Source organism: Tsukamurella tyrosinosolvens (genome assembly GCF_900104775.1).
GTDB classification, from domain to species: Bacteria; Actinomycetota; Actinomycetes; order Mycobacteriales; family Mycobacteriaceae; genus Tsukamurella; species Tsukamurella tyrosinosolvens.
On the sequence record NZ_FNSA01000003.1, the window covers coordinates 787,085 to 804,837 of the forward strand.

Consider the following 17,753-nt stretch of genomic DNA (forward strand, 5'->3'; position numbering starts at 1 on the left):
TGGGGGTGCTGTGGAGCAGGCGCGCGCGGGTGCATGCGGGATTTTCGTCGGCGCGCTCCTCATCGCGATGGCGACTGCTGGGTGTGCCGTACCCGGTATCGCTTTCCCCGAGCCGTCGGCATCGATGGAAGCGGCGGCGCCGTCCGGTGCGGCACAGGCCAGGCCGCCGAGCAATCTCCCGATGCGGCGCCTCGCGCCGGGTGAGCGCCCGCCCCAATTCGTCCTGTTCTCCTTCGACGGCGTTGGCGCCAGCCCCAACTGGGACCTCTTCCTCCGTACGGCGGCGCGGAGCAATGCGCGCTTCACCGCGTTGATGACGGGCCTCTACTTCCTCACCGACGAGGCCCGGCGGCACTATCGGGGGCCAGGACATCGACCAGGAGAGGCGGCGATCGGCTTCGGTGGGAGCAAGGCCGAGGTGGTTCAGCAGGTCGACTATCTCAATCGGACGTGGTTCGGTGGACACGAGCTCGGCACGCATTACGTTGGGCACTTCTGCCGCGGTGATCGCTACCCAGGAGAACGGTGGTCCACCCGGGACTGGAATCACGAATTGGACCAATTCTTCGCATTGATGCAGAACTGGAGGCGTAACACCGGAATCTTCCACGGACCGGACCTCGCCTTTCCTCGTACGGTTGTGAAGGGCGGTCGGACACAGTGCCTCGAGGGGGCTCCCGATAAGCTGTTGCCGGCCATGGTCGAACACGGCATGACCTGGGATTCCTCGCAGCCGGCAGCGGTCAGGGGTCTGGCTTGGCCGAAGAAGATCCGGGGGATCTGGGAATTCGCGATCCCCTACGTCTACTCGCCACCGTTGAAGCGCGCACAGACTGCTCTCGACTTCAATTTCTGGGTCTCGGTCAATGGGGCGAAGAATGTGCCGGGCGACTCGCCACGTCTGCGGCGTATCGTCAGGGAGACCTACCGCTACATGTACGATAGAGCCCATGCGGGCAACCGTGCTCCCCTCGTGATCGCGAACCATTTCAACGAATGGAACGGCAACGCTTTCAATCCGGCGACGGCCGATTTCATGGCGGACGTCTGCGGTCGCACCGGCACCCTGTGCGTCACGCACACGGACCTCGTCGCGTGGCTCGAACTCCAGGACCCCGCGGTCCTCGCTGCGCTCGCGCGGGCGCCGTTGTCCGCTGTCGACGGGAGGAGATGAGTGGTCGGACGGCAGGTGGACAGCGCCGCGCGGCGCATCGCGGAGCTCGGCGCCATCGTCGACGCCATCCGTGAGGTGAGCGCTGCGGACGGCGTTGAAGGAGCCTGCCGCGCCCTCGTCAAGGCGGCGTCCCGAGCGGTTCCGCGCGCCGAGATCGTCTTCGTGGCTCTGGCATCCGCCGAGACCGGCGATCTGGCCGTCGCCGCGTCGACGGGCCTGATCTCGCCGGAATTCCGGTTCGGGAGGGCGCCGCACGGCCACGGACTGTGGGGGAAGGCCGCTGAGCAGCTCCTTCCGGTTCGCACCGGCGACTACGCGGCCGACCTGTCGTTCGAGCACGACGAACTGCTCGACGACGCATGCCGGGCGGATGGCATCGTCTCCGCGATGTGCGCACCACTCGTGGTGGGTGGAGCCGCGATCGGCGCGGTGTTCACGAACGGTCGCGCCCCCGACATGTTCGACGAGGGCGACACGACGCGGCTGGCGGAGATCGCGCACGCCGCAGCACCTGTCATTCAGAGTGCCGCGTCCCTGGCGCGACTGGAGGCTGCGGTGTCCGGCATCGCTGCCACACGGAACCGGCTGACGCGCTCGATCGCCGCGCACGACGCCCTGCTTGCGCGAATCCTGCGCGGGGTGGGCCGGGCCGAGGTGGTGGACACGATCGTCGACACGTGCGAGGGGGTCGTGGCAGCGCTCGGCGTCGACGCCGCTGATCGCGCGGTCGCCACGGCCCCGGAGGAGTCGGAGTTGGATCCTCTGCGGGACAGGTGGATCCTGGATGGCATCGCAGATGTGCGGCGGACTCAGGGCAGCGCGCTCGTCGAGCACCGCGAGGGGATCGCGCTCTTCGTGCCGGCCCGGGCGGCCGATCAGTACGTCGGTGCCGTCGTTGCCGTCTTCGAACGCCCCGTCGACGACACCGACATCCGAGCAGTGCAGCGCTTGGTGACGCTGTTCGCGCTTGTGGCAGTGCGGCGGCTCGAGCCGCCCGACGCACCGAACGGGGACATCGACGAGGTCCAGTTGCGCGGACTGGTGACCGGACGTGGTCCGGTGAGTGATGCGGCGCGAGCGCGCCTCGCGCGCCGGGGTTTCGTTCTGGATGCCGATCGCGTCGTCGCGGTCGTCGCCGTGCCCCAGCGGATCGCCCCCGAACAGGTCGCCGGTGCGCTCCGCGCGGGCGGCCAAGCGCACGACGCCGTCTTCGTGCTCGATCACAAGGTGGTGATCCTCACGGAGTGTGTCGGCGTGAAGTGGGTCGCGAACGAGGTCGCGGCGACGGTGCGGAGCCGGACGGGTGTCGCGCCACTCGTCTGTGCCGCCGCCGTGAGCGACCCAGTGGGCGGCGGACTCGCCGACGCGCACCGGGCGGCCGGGGCCGCGCTGGAGTTGCTGCAGTCGCTGGGCCGTTCCAGTGGCGCGTTCGACGTCGACGAGTTCCCGGCGCACTTGCCGCTCCTACGATCGGTGACGGTCGACACGGTCGTGCGCTTTCTCGACGACATCATCGGTCCGGTCGTCGAGTTCGACCGCCACAGCTCGTCGGAGCTGGTGCGGACGATGCAGGTCTTCTTCGAAGAGAACATGAATACCGCCGCCACCGCGCGGGCGCTGGACCTGCACCCCAACACGATCATCAAACGGCTCCGCCGCGTGACTGAGTTCCTCGGGCCGCGGTGGCAGGGCGACCCGGAATCACTCGCGATCCGGATCGCCCTGAACCTCCACTCCCTCGCAGTCGGCACCGATGACGACCGTGCCTGATGCCGCGGCGGATCAGCTGATCTGGCAGACCCACCCGCCGCTGTCGTCGGCGACGTAGACGCCGGAGACGCCCATGCCGGTGGTGCAGGGCTTCCCGCCCGGGTCGTCGTCGCGGACCTGCGGCGCGGTCGTCGTCGGAGCTGTGCCGTTCTCTTCCGGGTTGTCACCTGCACCGTGGTTCGGGTTGCAGATGCTGCCTCGGTCGGGCCCGTTGCAGTCCGGTTCCTGCTGGCCGCCGTTGTCGGGGGCCTGCGGCTTGGTCGTGCCGGGCTTCGCAGTCACAGTGCGAGTCGGCCCCGGCTTCTGCGTGACGGTCTTCGTGGGGCCGCTGTTCCCGGCCGCCGGTTTGCCCGGTTGCTCGGCCGCCGGCGTCTGGTGGTGGGCCGTAGCTGTGGAACTGGACGAGGTCGCCGAGGACGTCGTCGAAGCGGGCTTCGAGTCGTTCGTGCAACCTGCACCGAACAGAGCGAGCGCGGCGATGCTCGCGAACATCGCGGTCTTGTGCTTACGCACCATTGTTCTCCTTCTCGAGGTGGTGATCTCGTGGTCGGTCAGTGTGTCTCCCGGCTATCACCCGCTCTCAGCCGTACGGCCCCGCCGCTCGAGGACGAACCCTCCGAGGACCGCCGAGATGAGGGACGTGGCTACCACTGCCTCCGCGGGGAAGAAGGAGATGAAGTCGATGAACGAGCCCATCGGGGGCGGGGGGTCGCCGGGGACCTGATGTCGCAGGGGAGGCAGGGCGAAGAGCATCGCGGCGAGCATCGAGCACGCCGGGAACAGGAGACCGCGGTGCAGTTGAAGGACGTAGTACGCAGCCGCGGCGGCGGCGGCCGCGACGCCGTACATCAACAACATCACGAACCCGGCGAAGACGATGGCCGGAACAGTGCGCTTCGCGATCAGGTCGATCTCGAGCACGCCCCCGTCGGAATTCTGAGCTTCCGGCGTGATCGAGAACGAGTCGGCGGAATCTCCTACGACAAGTGCGACGGGGATCGTTCGGCCGTCATCGGTCGAGGTGGCGGTCGCGGTCACCGCGATCCGGTACCGGTCGAAGGGGTAGTCGATGGCGGTTCCCGTGACCGCGATGCGGCGTTCCTCGACCGACGGGATCCCGCCGACGGGCGCGGTGATCGGGTCAGTGCGGTAGGTGGACAGTTCGATCGAGGTGGCGCGGGCGAATCTCCCTCGCTGATCGGCGAGAGTGCCGACCGGCTCGATAAGGATGTCGGCGACGGCGGTACTCGACGTGGTGTCCACCCGTTTGAGGAGGACCGTGACCCGCGCTGCATCGATCCGTTCGAGTTCCTCGTCGGTGGGGCCGGCGGCTGCGCCCGTATCGCTGTGCGCGCGGTCGATGAGGAAGAGGACCGTGGTGGTGGTCAGGACGACGAGCAGGGCGCCGGCGACGAGTGCGAGCCGCCGCGCTATCACGATGTCACGCCCCCGACCCGATCGGAACCGCACGTGGCCCGTGCTCGGCCACCGTCGAAATCGCGCTGACGATCATCGGCCACCATGCGTTACGGACGTCGATGACGTCGCCGTGACCGGTCTGGGGGATCTCGATCAGAGCAGTGCTGCCGCCCTTGCGGCGGAGCGCCTCGACGTACTCCGCCGCCTCGCGGGGCGGTACTACGGTGTCGTCCGTCCCCGTGATTGCCACCACCGGCACACGTGGGTCCATCCGCTCGAGCGGATCCACCAGCAGATAGCGGTCCGGGTACTGCTCGGGCGTGCCACCCATGACCCGCAGGACGTGGTCGTTCTTGGTCAACGACAGTCGCATGTCGAGGACGCCCGCCAGCGAGACGGCGGCGTGCGGTCGAACCGCCGGGTTCGCACCCGGGGCTCCATCGGGAAGGGTGCCGCGGCCGGCCGTCCATGCTGCGAGTTGCCCACCGGCGGAATGCCCGACGACCGTGACGCGCGTCAGATCGATCTCGGGCGCATCCGACTGCAGCCGGGTGAGGTGATCGACGCCGGCGGCGAGGTCGGTGAAGGTCGTCGGCCACCCGCCACCGTCGCCGACACGGCGGTAGTTCAGGCTCCACACCACGAATCCACGCGCCGCAAGCGCTTCCGCCGCGGGGCGGACGTACTCGGCGGTCGCGCCCTTCAGCCAGCCCCCGCCGTGAATGAGCACGATCGTCGGCATCGTACCGGTCCCGCCTCGCGCCGACGGTCGGAAAAGGAAGCCGCTCAACGTGTCCGGCTCGACGCCGGGGATGGTGAGGTACCGGTGTTTCGTCTCCTCGACCGAGCTCGAGGGGGCGGGCGGATCGTCCGACGACGTGCGACCGAACGCGGCAACGATGGCTGCGGCGAGCAATAGGGAAGCGACGACCGCGATCGTGGCCCATCGTTGCGGGCTGATCATGCGTCGCTCTTCGCGGGGGCCCTTCTGCGGGAGTGTCATCCGTGGCCGTCCGTGCAGACCCACGCCTGGATGGCTCCGCCTCCGTTGAGCCGGAGCGCCGACTCCTGCGCCGCGGAGAGTGTCGCGCCGTGCCCGCCGTGCCACTGCTGGTCGTTCCAGGCGACCGCGCCGCACCCGTCGTAGAAGGTCACGAGCACGTCGCAACCTTTGCGGCCGCCGCAGTACGCCTTCGCGTCCGCTTCTGCGGCCTCTGCGCTCGGATGGTTCGTCGTGGGCCAGGCGGTGCCGTCGTCATCGACCGCGATCGCGCCCCAGAGGGTCGCCGCCTGAGCCGGCGCCGGTGCCGCGAAGGTGATCGTGGCGGCCGCTGCGACGACGAGAGTGATGATGCGTTGCTTCATGGAGTGTCCTCGTCTTGAGCGGTCACTTCGCCGGCTTGGCGCGGGCGCCGGACGGAGTGGAAGTCGGTTCCGATGGGACCGCACGGGTCGTGGGAGCAGCGATCGAGGGGCGGTTGCCCCAGTTCGACAGCGCGATTCTCACTTCGGAATTCGGTTGTGGAGTCCCGGAGATCCGGACGACGTTGTGCGGAGCCGACGTCTGGATCCAGACGGTCACCGGCGCCGGACCGGAGGCGGCACCGTGTGTTGCTCGTATGCCTGCCAATTCCGCGACGTCGGAGGACGTCGCAGTGCCAGTGACCCTGGTGGTCGCCACTCCGTCGACCTGCTCCTCGCCGGCGATCGTGGCGTCCCTGAGGGTTCGGAGGATGTCGGGGATGCCGTCCTTCGCGTCGAACAGGGCGCCCACGTCGTAGAACGATGTTCCGGCCCGGTGTGCGATGAAGCCGGCGCCGGCAATGTCGGCGTACATGGTGCCGTCGACGAGGACGAAAGCGGCGGGCTTGTCCCCGCTCGCGCGCACGATGGCCGTTCCCTGCGCGGTCGGCCTCGGCCGGACGATCAGTTCGCCCTGCGCGGAGACCACCTGCTGACGATCGAGCCGTCCGGACGTACTCAGGACGAAGCGCACCGAATCGACTGCGCTCGCCGTGTGGAGGGCGGAGGCGACGAGTGCGGTGGCGGCATCCGAGCCGGCTGCGGAACTGCGCGCTGCCGCACCGTCGCCACCGCCGCCGCAGGCGGTCACGCCGACCGCCGATACGGCGGTGAGCGTGAGGATGGCCGTTCGGGAAAAGGACCTCATGTCGCTCCGTTCCATTGGTGGGTCCGTCCGGATCCGCCTCATGCTAACCACATTCTGAAGCACTCTCGGAATCTGCAGATCTATTGTGCGGCTGCAAATTTCGAGAGTATTGGAGGCCTACACCGCACCTGCTCGATGGTGGTGGAACGGGACACTCCCCGGTGACTTGCGGCCGCGTTAGGGTGCAGATCCGGTGGTCCGACGGAGTGGTCGCCGGGGGGAAAGGAGCGAGCGGTGTCCGTTCGCCTACGGCGGGACGTTTTCGGCTCCGGTCACGCGGAGACCGCACTGATCGTCGCGGTGGTGACGGTGCTCCTCACGCGCGGCTATCTCGCGCTGACGGGGTATCCGCAGATCGGCGGCGGGAGTCTGCACATCGCCCACGCGTTGTGGGGCGGCGCCCTCATGATGGTGGCGCTCGTAACGGGCTGGATCCTGTTCACCCAGGTCGCACAGGTGGCGGTAGTACTCCTCGGCGGGGTGGGATTCGGCTTGTTCCTCGACGAGGTGGGCAAGTTCGTCACCAAGGACAACGACTACTTCTTCCGGCCCGGCGCCGCGATCATGTACACGAGCGTCCTCGTCCTCGTCGTGGCAGTGCGATCGGTGCGGACCCTGCGCGGTCTCTCCGTCGAGGAGTGCCTCGCGAACGCGGCGCACCAGGCCGCGCTCGGCCTGTCGGGCGGGCTCACCGAGTATCGACTTCGGGCCGCGCGCGGCCTCCTCGACCGCGCTCGCGAGCTGCAGGGCGATCCGGCGGTGATCGCGTCCGTCGGTTCGCTGCTGGACCGGGCGGGAAGGCGCCCGGATTGGTTGTGGGCGCTCGGTCGCCGCATGGTTGCTGCGATACCGCCGGGCCTTCGGAGCTCGGTGTGGGTGACTGTGTTCGGATGGTTGCAGGTGGCGCTGGCAGTGCCGGTCGCGATCGCAGGAGCTGCACAGCTCGCGACGGCGGGACTCCTCCCGCGCCACTCTGATTCGACGCCCTTCCTCGGGCCCATGGGTGTTGCGGACGGCCTGCTCTTCGTCGCCGCCGTCGTGACCCTGGCACTCAACGTCCCCGCGTTGCTCGGGCGAGGTCCGGATCCGGTGCGCCGCGTCCAGAACATGCGGTTATCCGCGCTGATCTCGACGCTCCTGGGTGCGGAGGTGCATTTCCTTCAGGAGCAGTTCGTCGCTCTCGTCCCGCTCGGTTTCGGACTCGTCTCGATCGCTGTCTTCTCTCACCGCGTCTCGGTCCTGGTCCTCGGGCCCGCGCCCGCACCCGATGACACTGTCGCAGATGAGCAGCCAGCGGTGGTCGGGACCGCAGCGCCTCAGTCGCCGGTGCCGGGCGCCGTGCCGGAACACGGGTCGTTCCCGGTGATAACGGCGATCGGCGTGGTCCTGATCCTCGGTTTCGGTCTCGTGACCGGTGCTCTCTGGCGGCCTGCGGGGCGGATCCCCTGGTTCTCCGAGCTCGCGGTCGGCGTGCCCGCGATCGAGGAGGGGCGGTGGTGGACGGTGTTCACCGCGGGCTTCTTCGCGATCAGCCCAGGGCAGTACCTGACCGGGGTCCTTGCGTTCGCGCTGGCAGTCGGGTGGGCGGAGCGACGCCTCGGTTCGGGGCGGGTGCTGTTCGTCATAGTCACCGCGCAGGTAGCTGGTCTGGTGGGTGCGATCGCGATTGTCGCAGGACTACGCGCGCTCGGAAGTGACTGGGCCGCAGAACTTGCCGCGGTCCGTGACCTGGGCTGTACGACGGCTGCGATGGGGGCCATTGCGGCGTGCACCGCGACGCTCCGGAGTCCATGGCGGTTCCGTGCGAGGTCTGCTCTGACGGCGTACGTTGTGGTTTCCCTGTTGTTCTGGGGAACGTTCGCGGATGTCACTCATATCGTGGCGGTCGGGATGTGGTTGGTATTGGGGGAGCGGTTCCTGTCGACGGTGGAACGCGGATGGCGGCCGCGCACCCGGCGCGAGGTGCGGCTCCTGGCGTTCACCGGCGTGCTGGTGATCGCCGCGGTCAGGATTCTCGTGGTGGTCGACCCGGGAAGCGGCCCGCTCGGTGCGACTGCGGGCTCGGGCACCGTGCTGTGGTCGACCGTCGCGCAGGTCGCGGTGATCGCCGTGATCGCGGACCGGCTGAGGACGGGCCGGCGGTGGGCCCGATACACGGCCCTGGTGCTCGGCGGCCTCGCGGTCGTGGCCGCCGTGGTCGCGGTCTGGCTCGGTGGCGCGGGCATGCTCTCCGAGCCGGACGCTGTGCTCGCCGTGGGAACCGCGTTCCTGTGGGTGCCCGTTCTGGTGCTTCTCGTCCGCGATCGGGCCGCCTTCGCCGTCGGCCGCGACCGCGACGGAGACGGCGAACCCGCCGCGGCGCGCGCGGCCGTAGTCGAGTACGGCTGCTCGACAATGGGGTGGATGGTCACCTGGCCGGGTAATCGGTATCTGCCGGGCCCCGGAGGGCGCGGGATCCAGGCCTACCAACGGTATCGGGGGGTCGACATCGCCCTGGCGGACCCGATCGGTCCGCCGGAGGCGATGCGGGGGCAGATCGCGGGATTCCTCCGGGCTGCCGAGGACCGGGGAACGGTGCCCTGTCTGTTCTCGGTGACCGGGCGCGTCGCGGAGGTCGCGCGTTCCTTCGGAATGTCATCGGTCCGCATCGCGGAGGACACGCTGGTCGACCTGGAGGGGCTCGCGTTCACCGGTAAGGCCTGGCAGGACGTCCGCACGGCACTCAATCGCGCGCAGCGCGACGGCATCGAGTTCCGTCTCGTCCGTCTGTCCGAACAGCCCTTCTCGATCGTCGCGCAGGTACGAGCGATCTCCGAGGCGTGGATGGGCGAGAAGGGACTACCGGAGATGGGGTTCACACTCGGCGGTGTCGAGGAGGCCATGGACCCGGAGGTCGTCGTCGGGATCGCCGTCGACCGCGACGGCGACGTGCACGGGGTGACCAGTTGGCTTCCCGTCTACGCCCCGGGCGGCCGGTTGCGCGGGCGCACGCTCGATGTGATGCGGCGCCGCCCCGGTGGTTTCGGGCCCGTTGTCGAGTTCCTCATAGCGTCGTCGTGCCGGGCGTTCGCAGACGACGGGCTGGAGTTCGTCTCGCTCTCCGGCGCACCCCTGGCGCGATCGGACGGTGCGCTCGACGGCGCGGTCGACAAGGCGCTGGACGCCGTCGGCGCAGCTCTCGAGCCGGTCTACGGCTTCCGGTCGCTGCACGCCTTCAAGGCGAAGTTCCGGCCGCGGACCGAGCCGATCTTCCTGTGCTATCGCGAAGAGGCGGATCTCCCGCGGATCGGACTCGGCCTCACCGCCGCGTACCTGCCGGGGGTCGGCCTCCGCGAGCTCGCGCGGATCACCTCTCGCGCGAACCGGACGAGTTCGACTGGAGTGAAAGGCCCTTCATGAGCAATCCTTCGTACGGAAACTTCCAGGGACACGCGGCCGCGCCGCGGCCGCGCCGGCGATGGCCGTGGGCCCTGGCCGGCGCGTTCGGCGTGGTTGTTCTCCTGCTCGCGACGTTCGTGGGATGGGTCGTGCTGACCGATGAGCCACCTGCTGAAACCGGGCCGCAGCCCGCAGCAGTGCTCCTGTCGAAGCCCGACGTCGAACGGGTGACGAAGGTGGGTTTCGCCGACGAGACCGACGACGATCCCCGCCAGGAGCCCGACGAGTTCCGGGGAGCCGACGTATGCCGGACCGCATGGCAGCCCCTGCGGGGTGTGGTCGTGGGCACCGCCGTGACGGCGGACCGGACCTACGACAGTGGGTCCTCCGAGCGGCCCCAGGTCGAGCTGGGGGTGGCCCGGTTCTCCGACGAGACGGCGGCGCAGTCGGTGGTCGATCGGATCAACAACGATGTCGCGAGATGCGCGCAGAGCTTCTTCGTCCGCGAGGACCGCGAGGCCAATGATTGGCGGGTCCAACAGTCGGCGGGCGAGTGGTATCTGCGTCCCGTCGTCCCTCGTGAAGGCAACTGGTACTGCGCTGCCGGGGTTCGTTCGGAGGGGCGTTTCGTGGTGCGAGCGCTGCAATGCGGAACGGGATCCAATTACGTATCGGCGCTGTTGAACGCGCTGGCGCGGAGGATCGCGAGCGCATGAACCTCCGGTCCGTTCAGGTTCGTACCGGTGCACGACCGCAGTAGGATCATCTAATGCGAGGCATGGACATCCAGTTCTTCCGCCAGGACTTCGCGGAGACTGCCGAGTGGACGATCGCGGCGCAGCGTCACGAGGTTCTGATCTGGCGTTCCGGAACGGCACGTTCGAAGGAATTCGCGTTCGAGAGTGGGGCGTCGGGTCGGATTGAGCCGAAGGTGAGCAGCGTCTGGGTGGTGCCGGCCGGTGACAAGTCCACTGCGTCGGCTCAGCACGCCGAGTACGACTTCGCTCGGGTCTCGCTTCCCGTGGTCATGTCGGAGTCGACGATATTGAAACCGGTGGTCGCACGGCGAGATCCGCTGCTGCACAACGTCGTCGAGCGGGTCGCGAGCGCGGCGGGCCGCGATGACGTCGTCTCCCGTCTGCTGGTCGATTCTCTGCTCGACGTCGTGCGTCTACACATTCTCGACCAGTACGGCGTCAGGACCGAGCCCCGGTGCTCGACGCGTTCGCTCGACGCCTCCGCGCAACGGAGGGTCCTCGAGCGGATCAACGACGGCACCGAGGCCGAACTCGATCTCAGTGCACTGGCGGAGGCCGAGGGAATGTCGCCCGATGCATTTCGTCGTGCATTCGCCCGCGCATTCCGCACCACGCCCCACCGCTACCTGATGGACCGTCGGATCGCGCGATCGAAAGGACTTCTGGTGACGACGACGTTGTCGATCACCGAGATCAGCGAAGCGCTGGGATTCGCGAGCCCCAGCCATTTCGCGACGACGTTCAAGCGCCGCGTCGGCCGGAGCCCTTCCGCCTATCGAGCGGCGCCCTGACGCGGTTTCGTGAAGTCGCGACATTTCGTGGAAGCGGCGATGTGGGCGCGCGCATATCGTTCGGAACGTCGCTCGCGATGGGTCGAGCCGAACGGAGAGGAATCGGCAGTGTCCGCCGAGAGCGTCGAGCCGATGAAGCGGACGGTGGGCCTCTACGACGAACTGTTCGCACGTGTTCTGTCGGGGGCTTCCACGAACGAGGTCGTGGAGGCGATGGTGACCGGCTGTGCCGCCGTCACTGAGGCACTCGTGGTCGACGGCTCCGACTGCGAGGTGGCGCGGGCGCCGCTGGCGTCCACGCTCGACCCGCGACGCGACCGATGGGTCCTCGACGTCGCGACCCAGGGACGTCGAACCGGCCGGCCGGTCGTCGTTTCGCGCGGCGACACGACCGCGATCTACTATCCGACTGCGGTGGCCGGACGGTACGTGGGCGGCATCCTCGTCCTGACCCCGGCGGGATTCGGTGACGGGTTCATTGCAACGATAGGGCGCTTCGCGGGCCTGTACGCCCTTCTCGCGGCCCGAGATCTCGCGCTGCTGAGACCGGGAGGGGGTGTTGACCTTCCCGTGGTCCGAGACCTGCTGGCGCACCAGGGGGCGGTGGACGCCGACCTTCGCACGCGGGCCGAACGGGCCGGTATCGATGTCACGGCCGAATGGGTGGTCGGCGTCGTCGGCCCCTCGCCCAGAGCCGATCTGCGCAGAATGTCTGATTCCGCGGGCGCCCGCTTCGACTACGTCACGGTCTTCGGGGGTGCGGTCGCGGTGATGCATGAGGTGGGTGATTCGGCGGGCACCGCGGCGGAGGTCGCCGCGGACATTCGACGGGTCGTCGGCTTCGATGCGCTGGTGTGCGCCGCCTCGACGAACGACGGCGCATCGGGCGGGTTATCGCGTGCACACGCGACCGCGATGGAGGCGGTGCGCGTACTGCGAACCGCTGGTCGACGGTGCGGAGCGGTGGATGTGGCGAGTTTGCCCGCCTACCTGCCCCTGTTGAGATCACTCACTGCGTCGGAGGTTGACGGGTTCGTCGACGCGCAACTCGGCCCACTGCGAGAGTTCGACGGGGCGACGTCCTCCGAGCTGGTGCGCACGCTCAGGGTGTTCTTCGACGAGAACATGAATACGGCGGCGACCGCCCGGCGGCTCGGCTTGCACCCCAACACGGTGATCAAACGCCTGCGACGCGTGTCCGAGTTGCTCGGCGGCGAATGGGCGGACGGCTCGGGCGCGGTGAGCCTGCGACTTGCGCTGAGTATCGACGGGCTCGCCGCCGATCCTCGCGGGTGAACCGACGACATCGGCGATCCAGTTGGATATTGTCGTTCTTGACAGATTGTTGGGTTTTCCCAACAATAGGCTGCATGAGTCCGGTGAGGCGGGAGGGATCGCTCCCCATCTTCAATCGCATCGGTGTGCTGCGCGCCGAGCGCCGGATGAGCCGGAAGGAGTTGGCGGCGGCGATCGACGTCAACCCGCAGACCGTGGGCGCGCTGGAGCGCGGGGATCACTATCCCAGTCTCGATCTCGCGTTCCGCGTGTGCGCGGTGTTCGACCTGCCGGTGGAGGCGGTGTTCTCCCGCAGTGAATTCGGGCCCTTGTCGACAGAGCTGTACGGACGCAACGAGAGAGGCGGAGCACGATGACGACCACGAGCATGATCACCCGCTACCAGGAGCGCCGCGCCCGGAAGTTCCGGGAGAACGAGGAGCGGTGGTCCACGATGCTGCCGTCGTGGCGCACCAGGTCGCGGCGACGAATGCTGGTCGCCGCGTTGCTCGTCGACTACCTCCTCATGTTCGTCGTCGCGGTCCTCTGCCACTTCGATGTGCCGAACGCACCCTTGTTGTGGCTGCCCGCGTGCCTGGCGCTGTTCCCGATCTGGATCGCGGTCCAGATCGTCTCGGGCCGGCAGGGTGACGCCCCTGCCGCTGTGCTGGACGAGTGGGAGGCGGAGCAGCGCAACGAGGCTCGCTCCATCGGCTTCTCGGTCACCTCGAGCCTGGTGCTGCTGGCCGTCGCGTACACGGTGATCACCTCCGTGATCGCGAAGCCGGACGGGAACAACGCCTGGCACTACGCCTCCGGGCTGTTCACCCTGGTCGCGTTGCTGATCGGCATGACGACGCCCGCGATGATCCTCGCCTGGACCCGGCCCGACGCCGACGCGGAGGACGCTGCGGGCTAGGTCACCGGGGCTTCGTCGTGGTCGGGGCGGCGGTGCCGGTGCCGTACGGGTCGTCGCCGGCCCCGTGGTTCGGGTTGGTGCAGATGGTGCCCTCGCCGGGCCCGCCGGTGCAGGTCACGTCGTACTCGCTGCCCGGGCCGGTGGGCTTGGTGGGGCGCGGCGCCGTCGGCGGGACGGGGCGCGTGGGCGGGGCGGTGACGGTCTTCGTCGGCTGCACCGTCTGCGCCGGCGGATCCTGATGGTGCGTGGCCGATTCCGTGACGGTCATGCTCGACGGTGCGGTGGGCGCGGTCTCGGCCCCGTCGTCGGAACATCCCGCACCGGCGGCGAGCAGGGCGACGATGCCGGCCGCGCTCGCGAGCCTTCGCTTGAACAACATGGTGTGTCTTCTCCGTTCTGGGGTTTCCCGCTCGGGTGGACGACCCCAGGGTAGACCGTTCAGCAGAGCCACCGGATGGCGGTAGAAATACTCGCTGGACCTCTCGGGCGCCGTCGCCCAGGATCGTGGGAGACGCTGCGATCGAGTGAAAGAGGCGGGTGACCATGCGATTCCACGACTACCTGGCTGCGCTGGTGGCGCGGTTCGGCGAATTCCGGCGGAACCACGTCGAGATGTACGAACGGCATCACATTCTGCTCGAACCGTGGACGCACGACATCATGCACTGGGGCGCGGACGGGACGCTGCACGGCAGCATCGTCGCGGATCGCGCGCGTCCGCCCGTGACCCGCGGCGGGTGGTGCCCGTGCCGCCCGCTCGACGCGGCCGGCGACGCGAGCCGCGTCTCCGACGTGGAAGGTCGCTGCCCGGAGGGCTTGTAGTTTGTAGTTAGTAACTACTAATCTATCCGGGTGGCATCTCGGATGAGCGGACCCGAACGCAGGGCGCAGATACTCGGCATCGCCGCGCGCGAATTCGGCGCGCACGGACTCCACGGTGCGTCGATCGAGGAGGTGGCCCGGGAGGCGGGGATCACCCAGGCGTACGTCTTCCGGATGTTCGGCACGAAGAAGGCGCTGTTCCTCGAGCTCGTCACCGATGCCTTCTCCGGGCTCGTCGACGCGATGGCGCGGGCGGGGGAGGGCACCGTCGGCATCGACGCGCTCGCGCGGATGGGTGCCGAGTACTACGAGAACCTCGGCGACGACACAGCGCTCCGCCTTCAGCTCCAGGGATTCGCCGCCTGCGGCGACCCCGAGGTCCGCGCCGTCGTGCGTGGCTGCTTCGCGCGCCTGTGGGACACCACCGCGCGCGGCACCGGGCTCGATCCCGTCACCGTCAAGACCTTCCTGGCGTTCGGCATGCTGCTCAACGCGGGGGCCGCGCTCGACGTCGCCGACGTCGACGAGCCCTGGGCCGACGGGGTCCGCACCCTCATCCGGCCCGGGCTGTTCGAGCACATCACCACCGCGACGAACGGACCGGCGTCGTCGTGAACCGGTTGTCCGGCGCGCTGGTCACCGTCGCCCTCTGCGCGGCGGTGATCGGGAGCGTCGGCGCACCGCTCATCACGGCGGTCGCGCGCTCGGAGCACGTGACGCTGGGCGCCGCGCAGTGGACGCTGACGATCACGCTGTTCACGGGCGCGATCGCGGGGCCGGTGCTCGGCCGGCTCGGTGCAGGGCCTCTGCGTCGCCGCACGATCCTGGGCACGCTGGGCGCGGTCGCCGTGGGCGGGGTGCTGACGGTGCTGCCCCTGCCGTTCGGGGTGCTGCTCGTCGGGCGCGCGCTGCAGGGTGTGGGCATCGCCCTGGTGCCGCTACTGGTCAGCGTCGCGCGCAGCGCCCTCCCGCCGGAACGGGCGGCGAGCACCATCGCCTCCCTGTCCGTCGCCTCCACCGTCGGTATCGGCGTCGGCTATCCCCTCATCGGGCTCGTGGACCAGGTGCTCGGCCTCCGCGCCGCCTACGGGACCGGCCTCGCGATCACGCTGCTCGCGCTCGCGGTCGCGTGGCGCACGGTTCCCGTCGACGCGCCCGGGTCGCGCCCGCGTCTCGACGTCCCCGGGGCCGCGCTGCTCGGTGTGGGCACCCTGGGCGTGCTGCTCCTGGTCGCGGAGCCCGCGCTGTGGAGTCGGCCCGCCGTCGCGGTGGGTGTGCTCGGTGGCAGCGTGGTAGTGCTCGCGGCGTGGGTGATGGTCGAGCTCCGCGTCGCCGAGCCCCTGGTGGACCTGCGGCTCGTCGCGCGCCCTTCGGTGGCGGCCGCGAACGCGGCGATGCTCGTCGCCGGCGTCGGGATGTACCTGCTGTTCAGTGATCTCACGCGCTACGTCCAGGTGCCCGCCGGGGCGCCGTACGGTTTCGCGCTCCCCGGCGTCGCCGCGGGAGCCGCGCTCATCCCGTTCTCCGTGCTCGGTTTCGTTGCGGGGCGGGCGGCGCCGCGAGCCTCGGCGCGGCTGGGTCCGCGTGGGGCGTTCGCGGCGTCATCGGCGTGTGTCGTCGCTGCGGCGGGGGTGTTCGTCGTCGGCCGCGACAGCCTTCCGGCGGTGTTGGTGGCGCTCGCGGTCCTGGGGCTCGGCGTCGGTGGTGTGTCCGCCGTGATGCCCCGTCTCGTGCTCGACGGTGTCCCGCAGTCGGAGACCGCCAGCGTCATGGCGGTCAACCAGATCGCCCGTGCGGTCGGCTTTTCCGTCGGTAGCGCGCTCGCCGGGCTCCTTCTGACGCGCGCCACGCCCGACGGTGCGCTCCTGCCCGCGCAGGGCGGGTACGTCGCCGTCGCGCTGTGGTCGACGGTGCCGGCGGTCGCGAGTGCGGTGATCCTGATGGGTGCACGCAGGGGGGGCGGTGCCGGCGCGCGCGACGTGACCACCCGGATCATTGTTCGATGTTGTGTTGCGATGTCGAAAATTTGTCGGTGGGACGGCGTAGCGTCGAAGCATGGACGAAGACGCTGGCATAGATGAGGATCGGCCACCCGATGGTGGCGTCGCGGATCGGTTACGTTCGATGGAGCGGCAGCGGTGCCGGACGGTGTTCGAGCAGTACCGGCTGGCGGCGGAGCTGCTGCGGGAGCGGGTGTGCGAGCGGGTCGCGGCGGGGTTGCCGCAGGATCGGTGGCAGCAGGGCGTGGCCGCGGAGGTGGGGCTGGCGTTGCACATGGCGCCGAACACCGCCGCGAAGTTCGTGAACCGCGCGGTGGAGTTGGAGAAGACCCTGCCGTGCACCCGTGCGCGGCTGCAGGACGGTGATCTGTCGCCAGAGGCGATCCCGGTCATCGTCGGCAGCCTGGCGCATCTGGATGCGTCGGATCGGCGGCAGGCGGATGAGCTGTTGTGTGCCGACCCGGGCACGCTCGCCGGGTGCGGGTTGCGCCGAATCGCTGACCTGGTCAAGAAGATGGCCTACGAGCTGGACGCGCAGGGCACCGTGGATCGGAACGCGTCGGCGGAGAAGGACCGGACGGTGACGATCCGCCCGCTGCCTGAGGGGATGGCCAGGGTGTCGTTGCTGTTGCCGGTGGCGCAGGGCGTCGGGGTGTACGCGGCGCTGCGCAAGCACGCCACCACGTTGATCGGGATCGGCGCGGATCTGCGGACGCGGGGGCAGATCATGGCCGACACCGCGTTCGCGCGGATCACCGGGCGTGAGGCCGCCGAAGGGCAGCCGGTCACGGTGAATCTGACGATGCCCGCAATGGTCCTGCTCGGCGATCGGCCCGGGACTGCGCACGTGGACGGGGGTGGGACGGTGCCGGCGGAGATCGCCCGCAACCTCATCGGCAGGGCCACCGCCGCCGGGGTCGCCTGGGTCAAACGGCTCTACATCGCACCCGAATCCGGTGCGGTGGTCGGCATGGACTCGCGGCAGCGGTGCTTCCCGGACGGGTTGGCGGAGATGATCCGGGCGCGGGATCGGTACTGCCGCACCCCGTATTGCGACGCGCCGATCGCGCACACCGATCACGTCGTTCCGCATGCGAAGGGAGGAGCGACGGAGTTCGCGAATGGGCAGGGCCTGTGCGCGGCGTGCAACTACGCCAAGGAAGCCGCCGGCTGGGCCAGCGCCGTCGTCGAGGATCCGAGCGGGCGGCACACCGTCGAGACCCGAACACCGAGCGGACATGCGCACCGGTCCACCGCGCCGGACCAGGCGGCGTGAG

18 protein-coding genes are annotated in these 17,753 nt (G+C 69.3%); 12 read left to right on the forward strand and 6 right to left on the reverse strand.

All coding sequences use genetic code 11. The annotated features are described in order from the left end of the window. The first annotated feature begins 10 nt into the window (after nt 1–10). Nucleotides 11–1,174: a polysaccharide deacetylase family protein gene (locus BLW32_RS05280; RefSeq protein ID WP_068740884.1), complete on the forward strand. Its 1,164-nt coding sequence runs from the start codon at nt 11–13 to the stop codon at nt 1,172–1,174. Further along, a complete protein-coding gene (locus BLW32_RS05285) occupies nt 1,175–2,944 on the forward strand; it encodes a helix-turn-helix domain-containing protein (RefSeq protein ID WP_068740885.1) in 1,770 nt (589 codons plus the stop codon). Between the two features lie 12 nt (nt 2,945–2,956). Here BLW32_RS05285 and BLW32_RS05290 read toward each other — a convergent pair whose 3' ends face one another. Genes BLW32_RS05290 through BLW32_RS05310 form a run of 5 tightly spaced genes read right to left on the reverse strand, consistent with a single transcriptional unit; the run spans nt 2,957 to nt 6,548 of the window. Then, nucleotides 2,957–3,460, reverse strand: a complete 504-nt coding sequence (locus BLW32_RS05290) for a hypothetical protein (protein ID WP_068740886.1) — start codon at nt 3,458–3,460, stop codon at nt 2,957–2,959. A 54-nt stretch (nt 3,461–3,514) separates the two neighbouring features. Beyond that, on the reverse strand, nt 3,515–4,381 hold the full coding sequence (locus BLW32_RS05295) for a DUF4436 family protein (RefSeq protein ID WP_170181093.1): 867 nt from the start codon (nt 4,379–4,381) through the stop codon (nt 3,515–3,517). 4 nt (nt 4,382–4,385) lie between these two features. After that, nucleotides 4,386–5,327, reverse strand: coding sequence for an alpha/beta hydrolase family protein (locus tag BLW32_RS05300; protein WP_170181092.1), 942 nt, complete (start codon nt 5,325–5,327; stop codon nt 4,386–4,388). 35 nt (nt 5,328–5,362) lie between these two features. Beyond that, nucleotides 5,363–5,728: a DUF4189 domain-containing protein gene (locus tag BLW32_RS05305; protein WP_068740889.1), complete on the reverse strand. Its 366-nt coding sequence runs from the start codon at nt 5,726–5,728 to the stop codon at nt 5,363–5,365. A 22-nt stretch (nt 5,729–5,750) separates the two neighbouring features. Then, entirely contained in the window at nt 5,751–6,548 is a 798-nt protein-coding gene (locus tag BLW32_RS05310; RefSeq protein WP_170181091.1) for an LppX_LprAFG lipoprotein, read from the reverse strand. A gap of 219 nt (nt 6,549–6,767) precedes the next feature. Between BLW32_RS05310 and BLW32_RS05315 the strand changes: the two genes are divergently transcribed. The 6 genes from BLW32_RS05315 (at nt 6,768) to BLW32_RS05340 (ending at nt 13,654) form a co-directional block, all read left to right on the forward strand. After that, nucleotides 6,768–9,932, forward strand: a complete 3,165-nt coding sequence (locus tag BLW32_RS05315) for a DUF2156 domain-containing protein (RefSeq protein ID WP_231857325.1) — start codon at nt 6,768–6,770, stop codon at nt 9,930–9,932. Further along, nucleotides 9,929–10,627 carry a sensor domain-containing protein gene (locus BLW32_RS05320; protein ID WP_082791291.1) on the forward strand — a complete coding sequence of 233 codons (699 nt, stop codon included), beginning with the start codon at nt 9,929–9,931 and terminating at the stop codon, nt 10,625–10,627. The genes BLW32_RS05315 and BLW32_RS05320 overlap by 4 nt, the downstream gene beginning before the upstream one ends. A gap of 62 nt (nt 10,628–10,689) precedes the next feature. Further along, entirely contained in the window at nt 10,690–11,460 is a 771-nt protein-coding gene (locus BLW32_RS05325; protein ID WP_170181090.1) for a helix-turn-helix transcriptional regulator, read from the forward strand. Between the two features lie 108 nt (nt 11,461–11,568). Beyond that, a complete protein-coding gene (locus tag BLW32_RS05330) occupies nt 11,569–12,756 on the forward strand; it encodes a PucR family transcriptional regulator (protein ID WP_068740892.1) in 1,188 nt (395 codons plus the stop codon). 74 nt (nt 12,757–12,830) lie between these two features. Then, the gene (locus tag BLW32_RS05335) at nt 12,831–13,112 is read left to right on the forward strand and encodes a helix-turn-helix transcriptional regulator (RefSeq protein WP_074850366.1); all 282 of its coding nucleotides are present in this window, start codon (nt 12,831–12,833) and stop codon (nt 13,110–13,112) included. Continuing rightward, complete coding sequence (locus BLW32_RS05340; RefSeq protein ID WP_068524092.1) at nt 13,109–13,654, forward strand: hypothetical protein; 546 nt, start codon at nt 13,109–13,111, stop codon at nt 13,652–13,654. The genes BLW32_RS05335 and BLW32_RS05340 overlap by 4 nt, the downstream gene beginning before the upstream one ends. 1 nt (nt 13,655) lies before the next feature. On the opposite strand, the gene BLW32_RS05345 is transcribed toward BLW32_RS05340, so the two are convergent. Next, entirely contained in the window at nt 13,656–14,033 is a 378-nt protein-coding gene (locus BLW32_RS05345) for a hypothetical protein (protein ID WP_068740893.1), read from the reverse strand. A gap of 164 nt (nt 14,034–14,197) precedes the next feature. On the opposite strand from BLW32_RS05345, the gene BLW32_RS05350 reads away from it, so the two are divergent. The 4 genes from BLW32_RS05350 to BLW32_RS05365 are packed head-to-tail and all read left to right on the forward strand — an operon-like array spanning nt 14,198 to nt 17,752. After that, complete coding sequence (locus BLW32_RS05350) at nt 14,198–14,476, forward strand: hypothetical protein (protein ID WP_139286081.1); 279 nt, start codon at nt 14,198–14,200, stop codon at nt 14,474–14,476. A gap of 42 nt (nt 14,477–14,518) precedes the next feature. Then, complete coding sequence (locus BLW32_RS05355) at nt 14,519–15,091, forward strand: TetR/AcrR family transcriptional regulator (RefSeq protein ID WP_068740894.1); 573 nt, start codon at nt 14,519–14,521, stop codon at nt 15,089–15,091. Further along, nucleotides 15,088–16,557 (forward strand): MFS transporter, encoded by a 1,470-nt coding sequence (locus BLW32_RS05360; protein WP_074850368.1) that lies wholly within the window; start codon nt 15,088–15,090, stop codon nt 16,555–16,557. The genes BLW32_RS05355 and BLW32_RS05360 overlap by 4 nt, the downstream gene beginning before the upstream one ends. 43 nt (nt 16,558–16,600) lie before the next feature. Next, nucleotides 16,601–17,752 (forward strand): HNH endonuclease, encoded by a 1,152-nt coding sequence (locus tag BLW32_RS05365; protein WP_331710746.1) that lies wholly within the window; start codon nt 16,601–16,603, stop codon nt 17,750–17,752. Nucleotide 17,753: the final 1 nt, after the last annotated feature.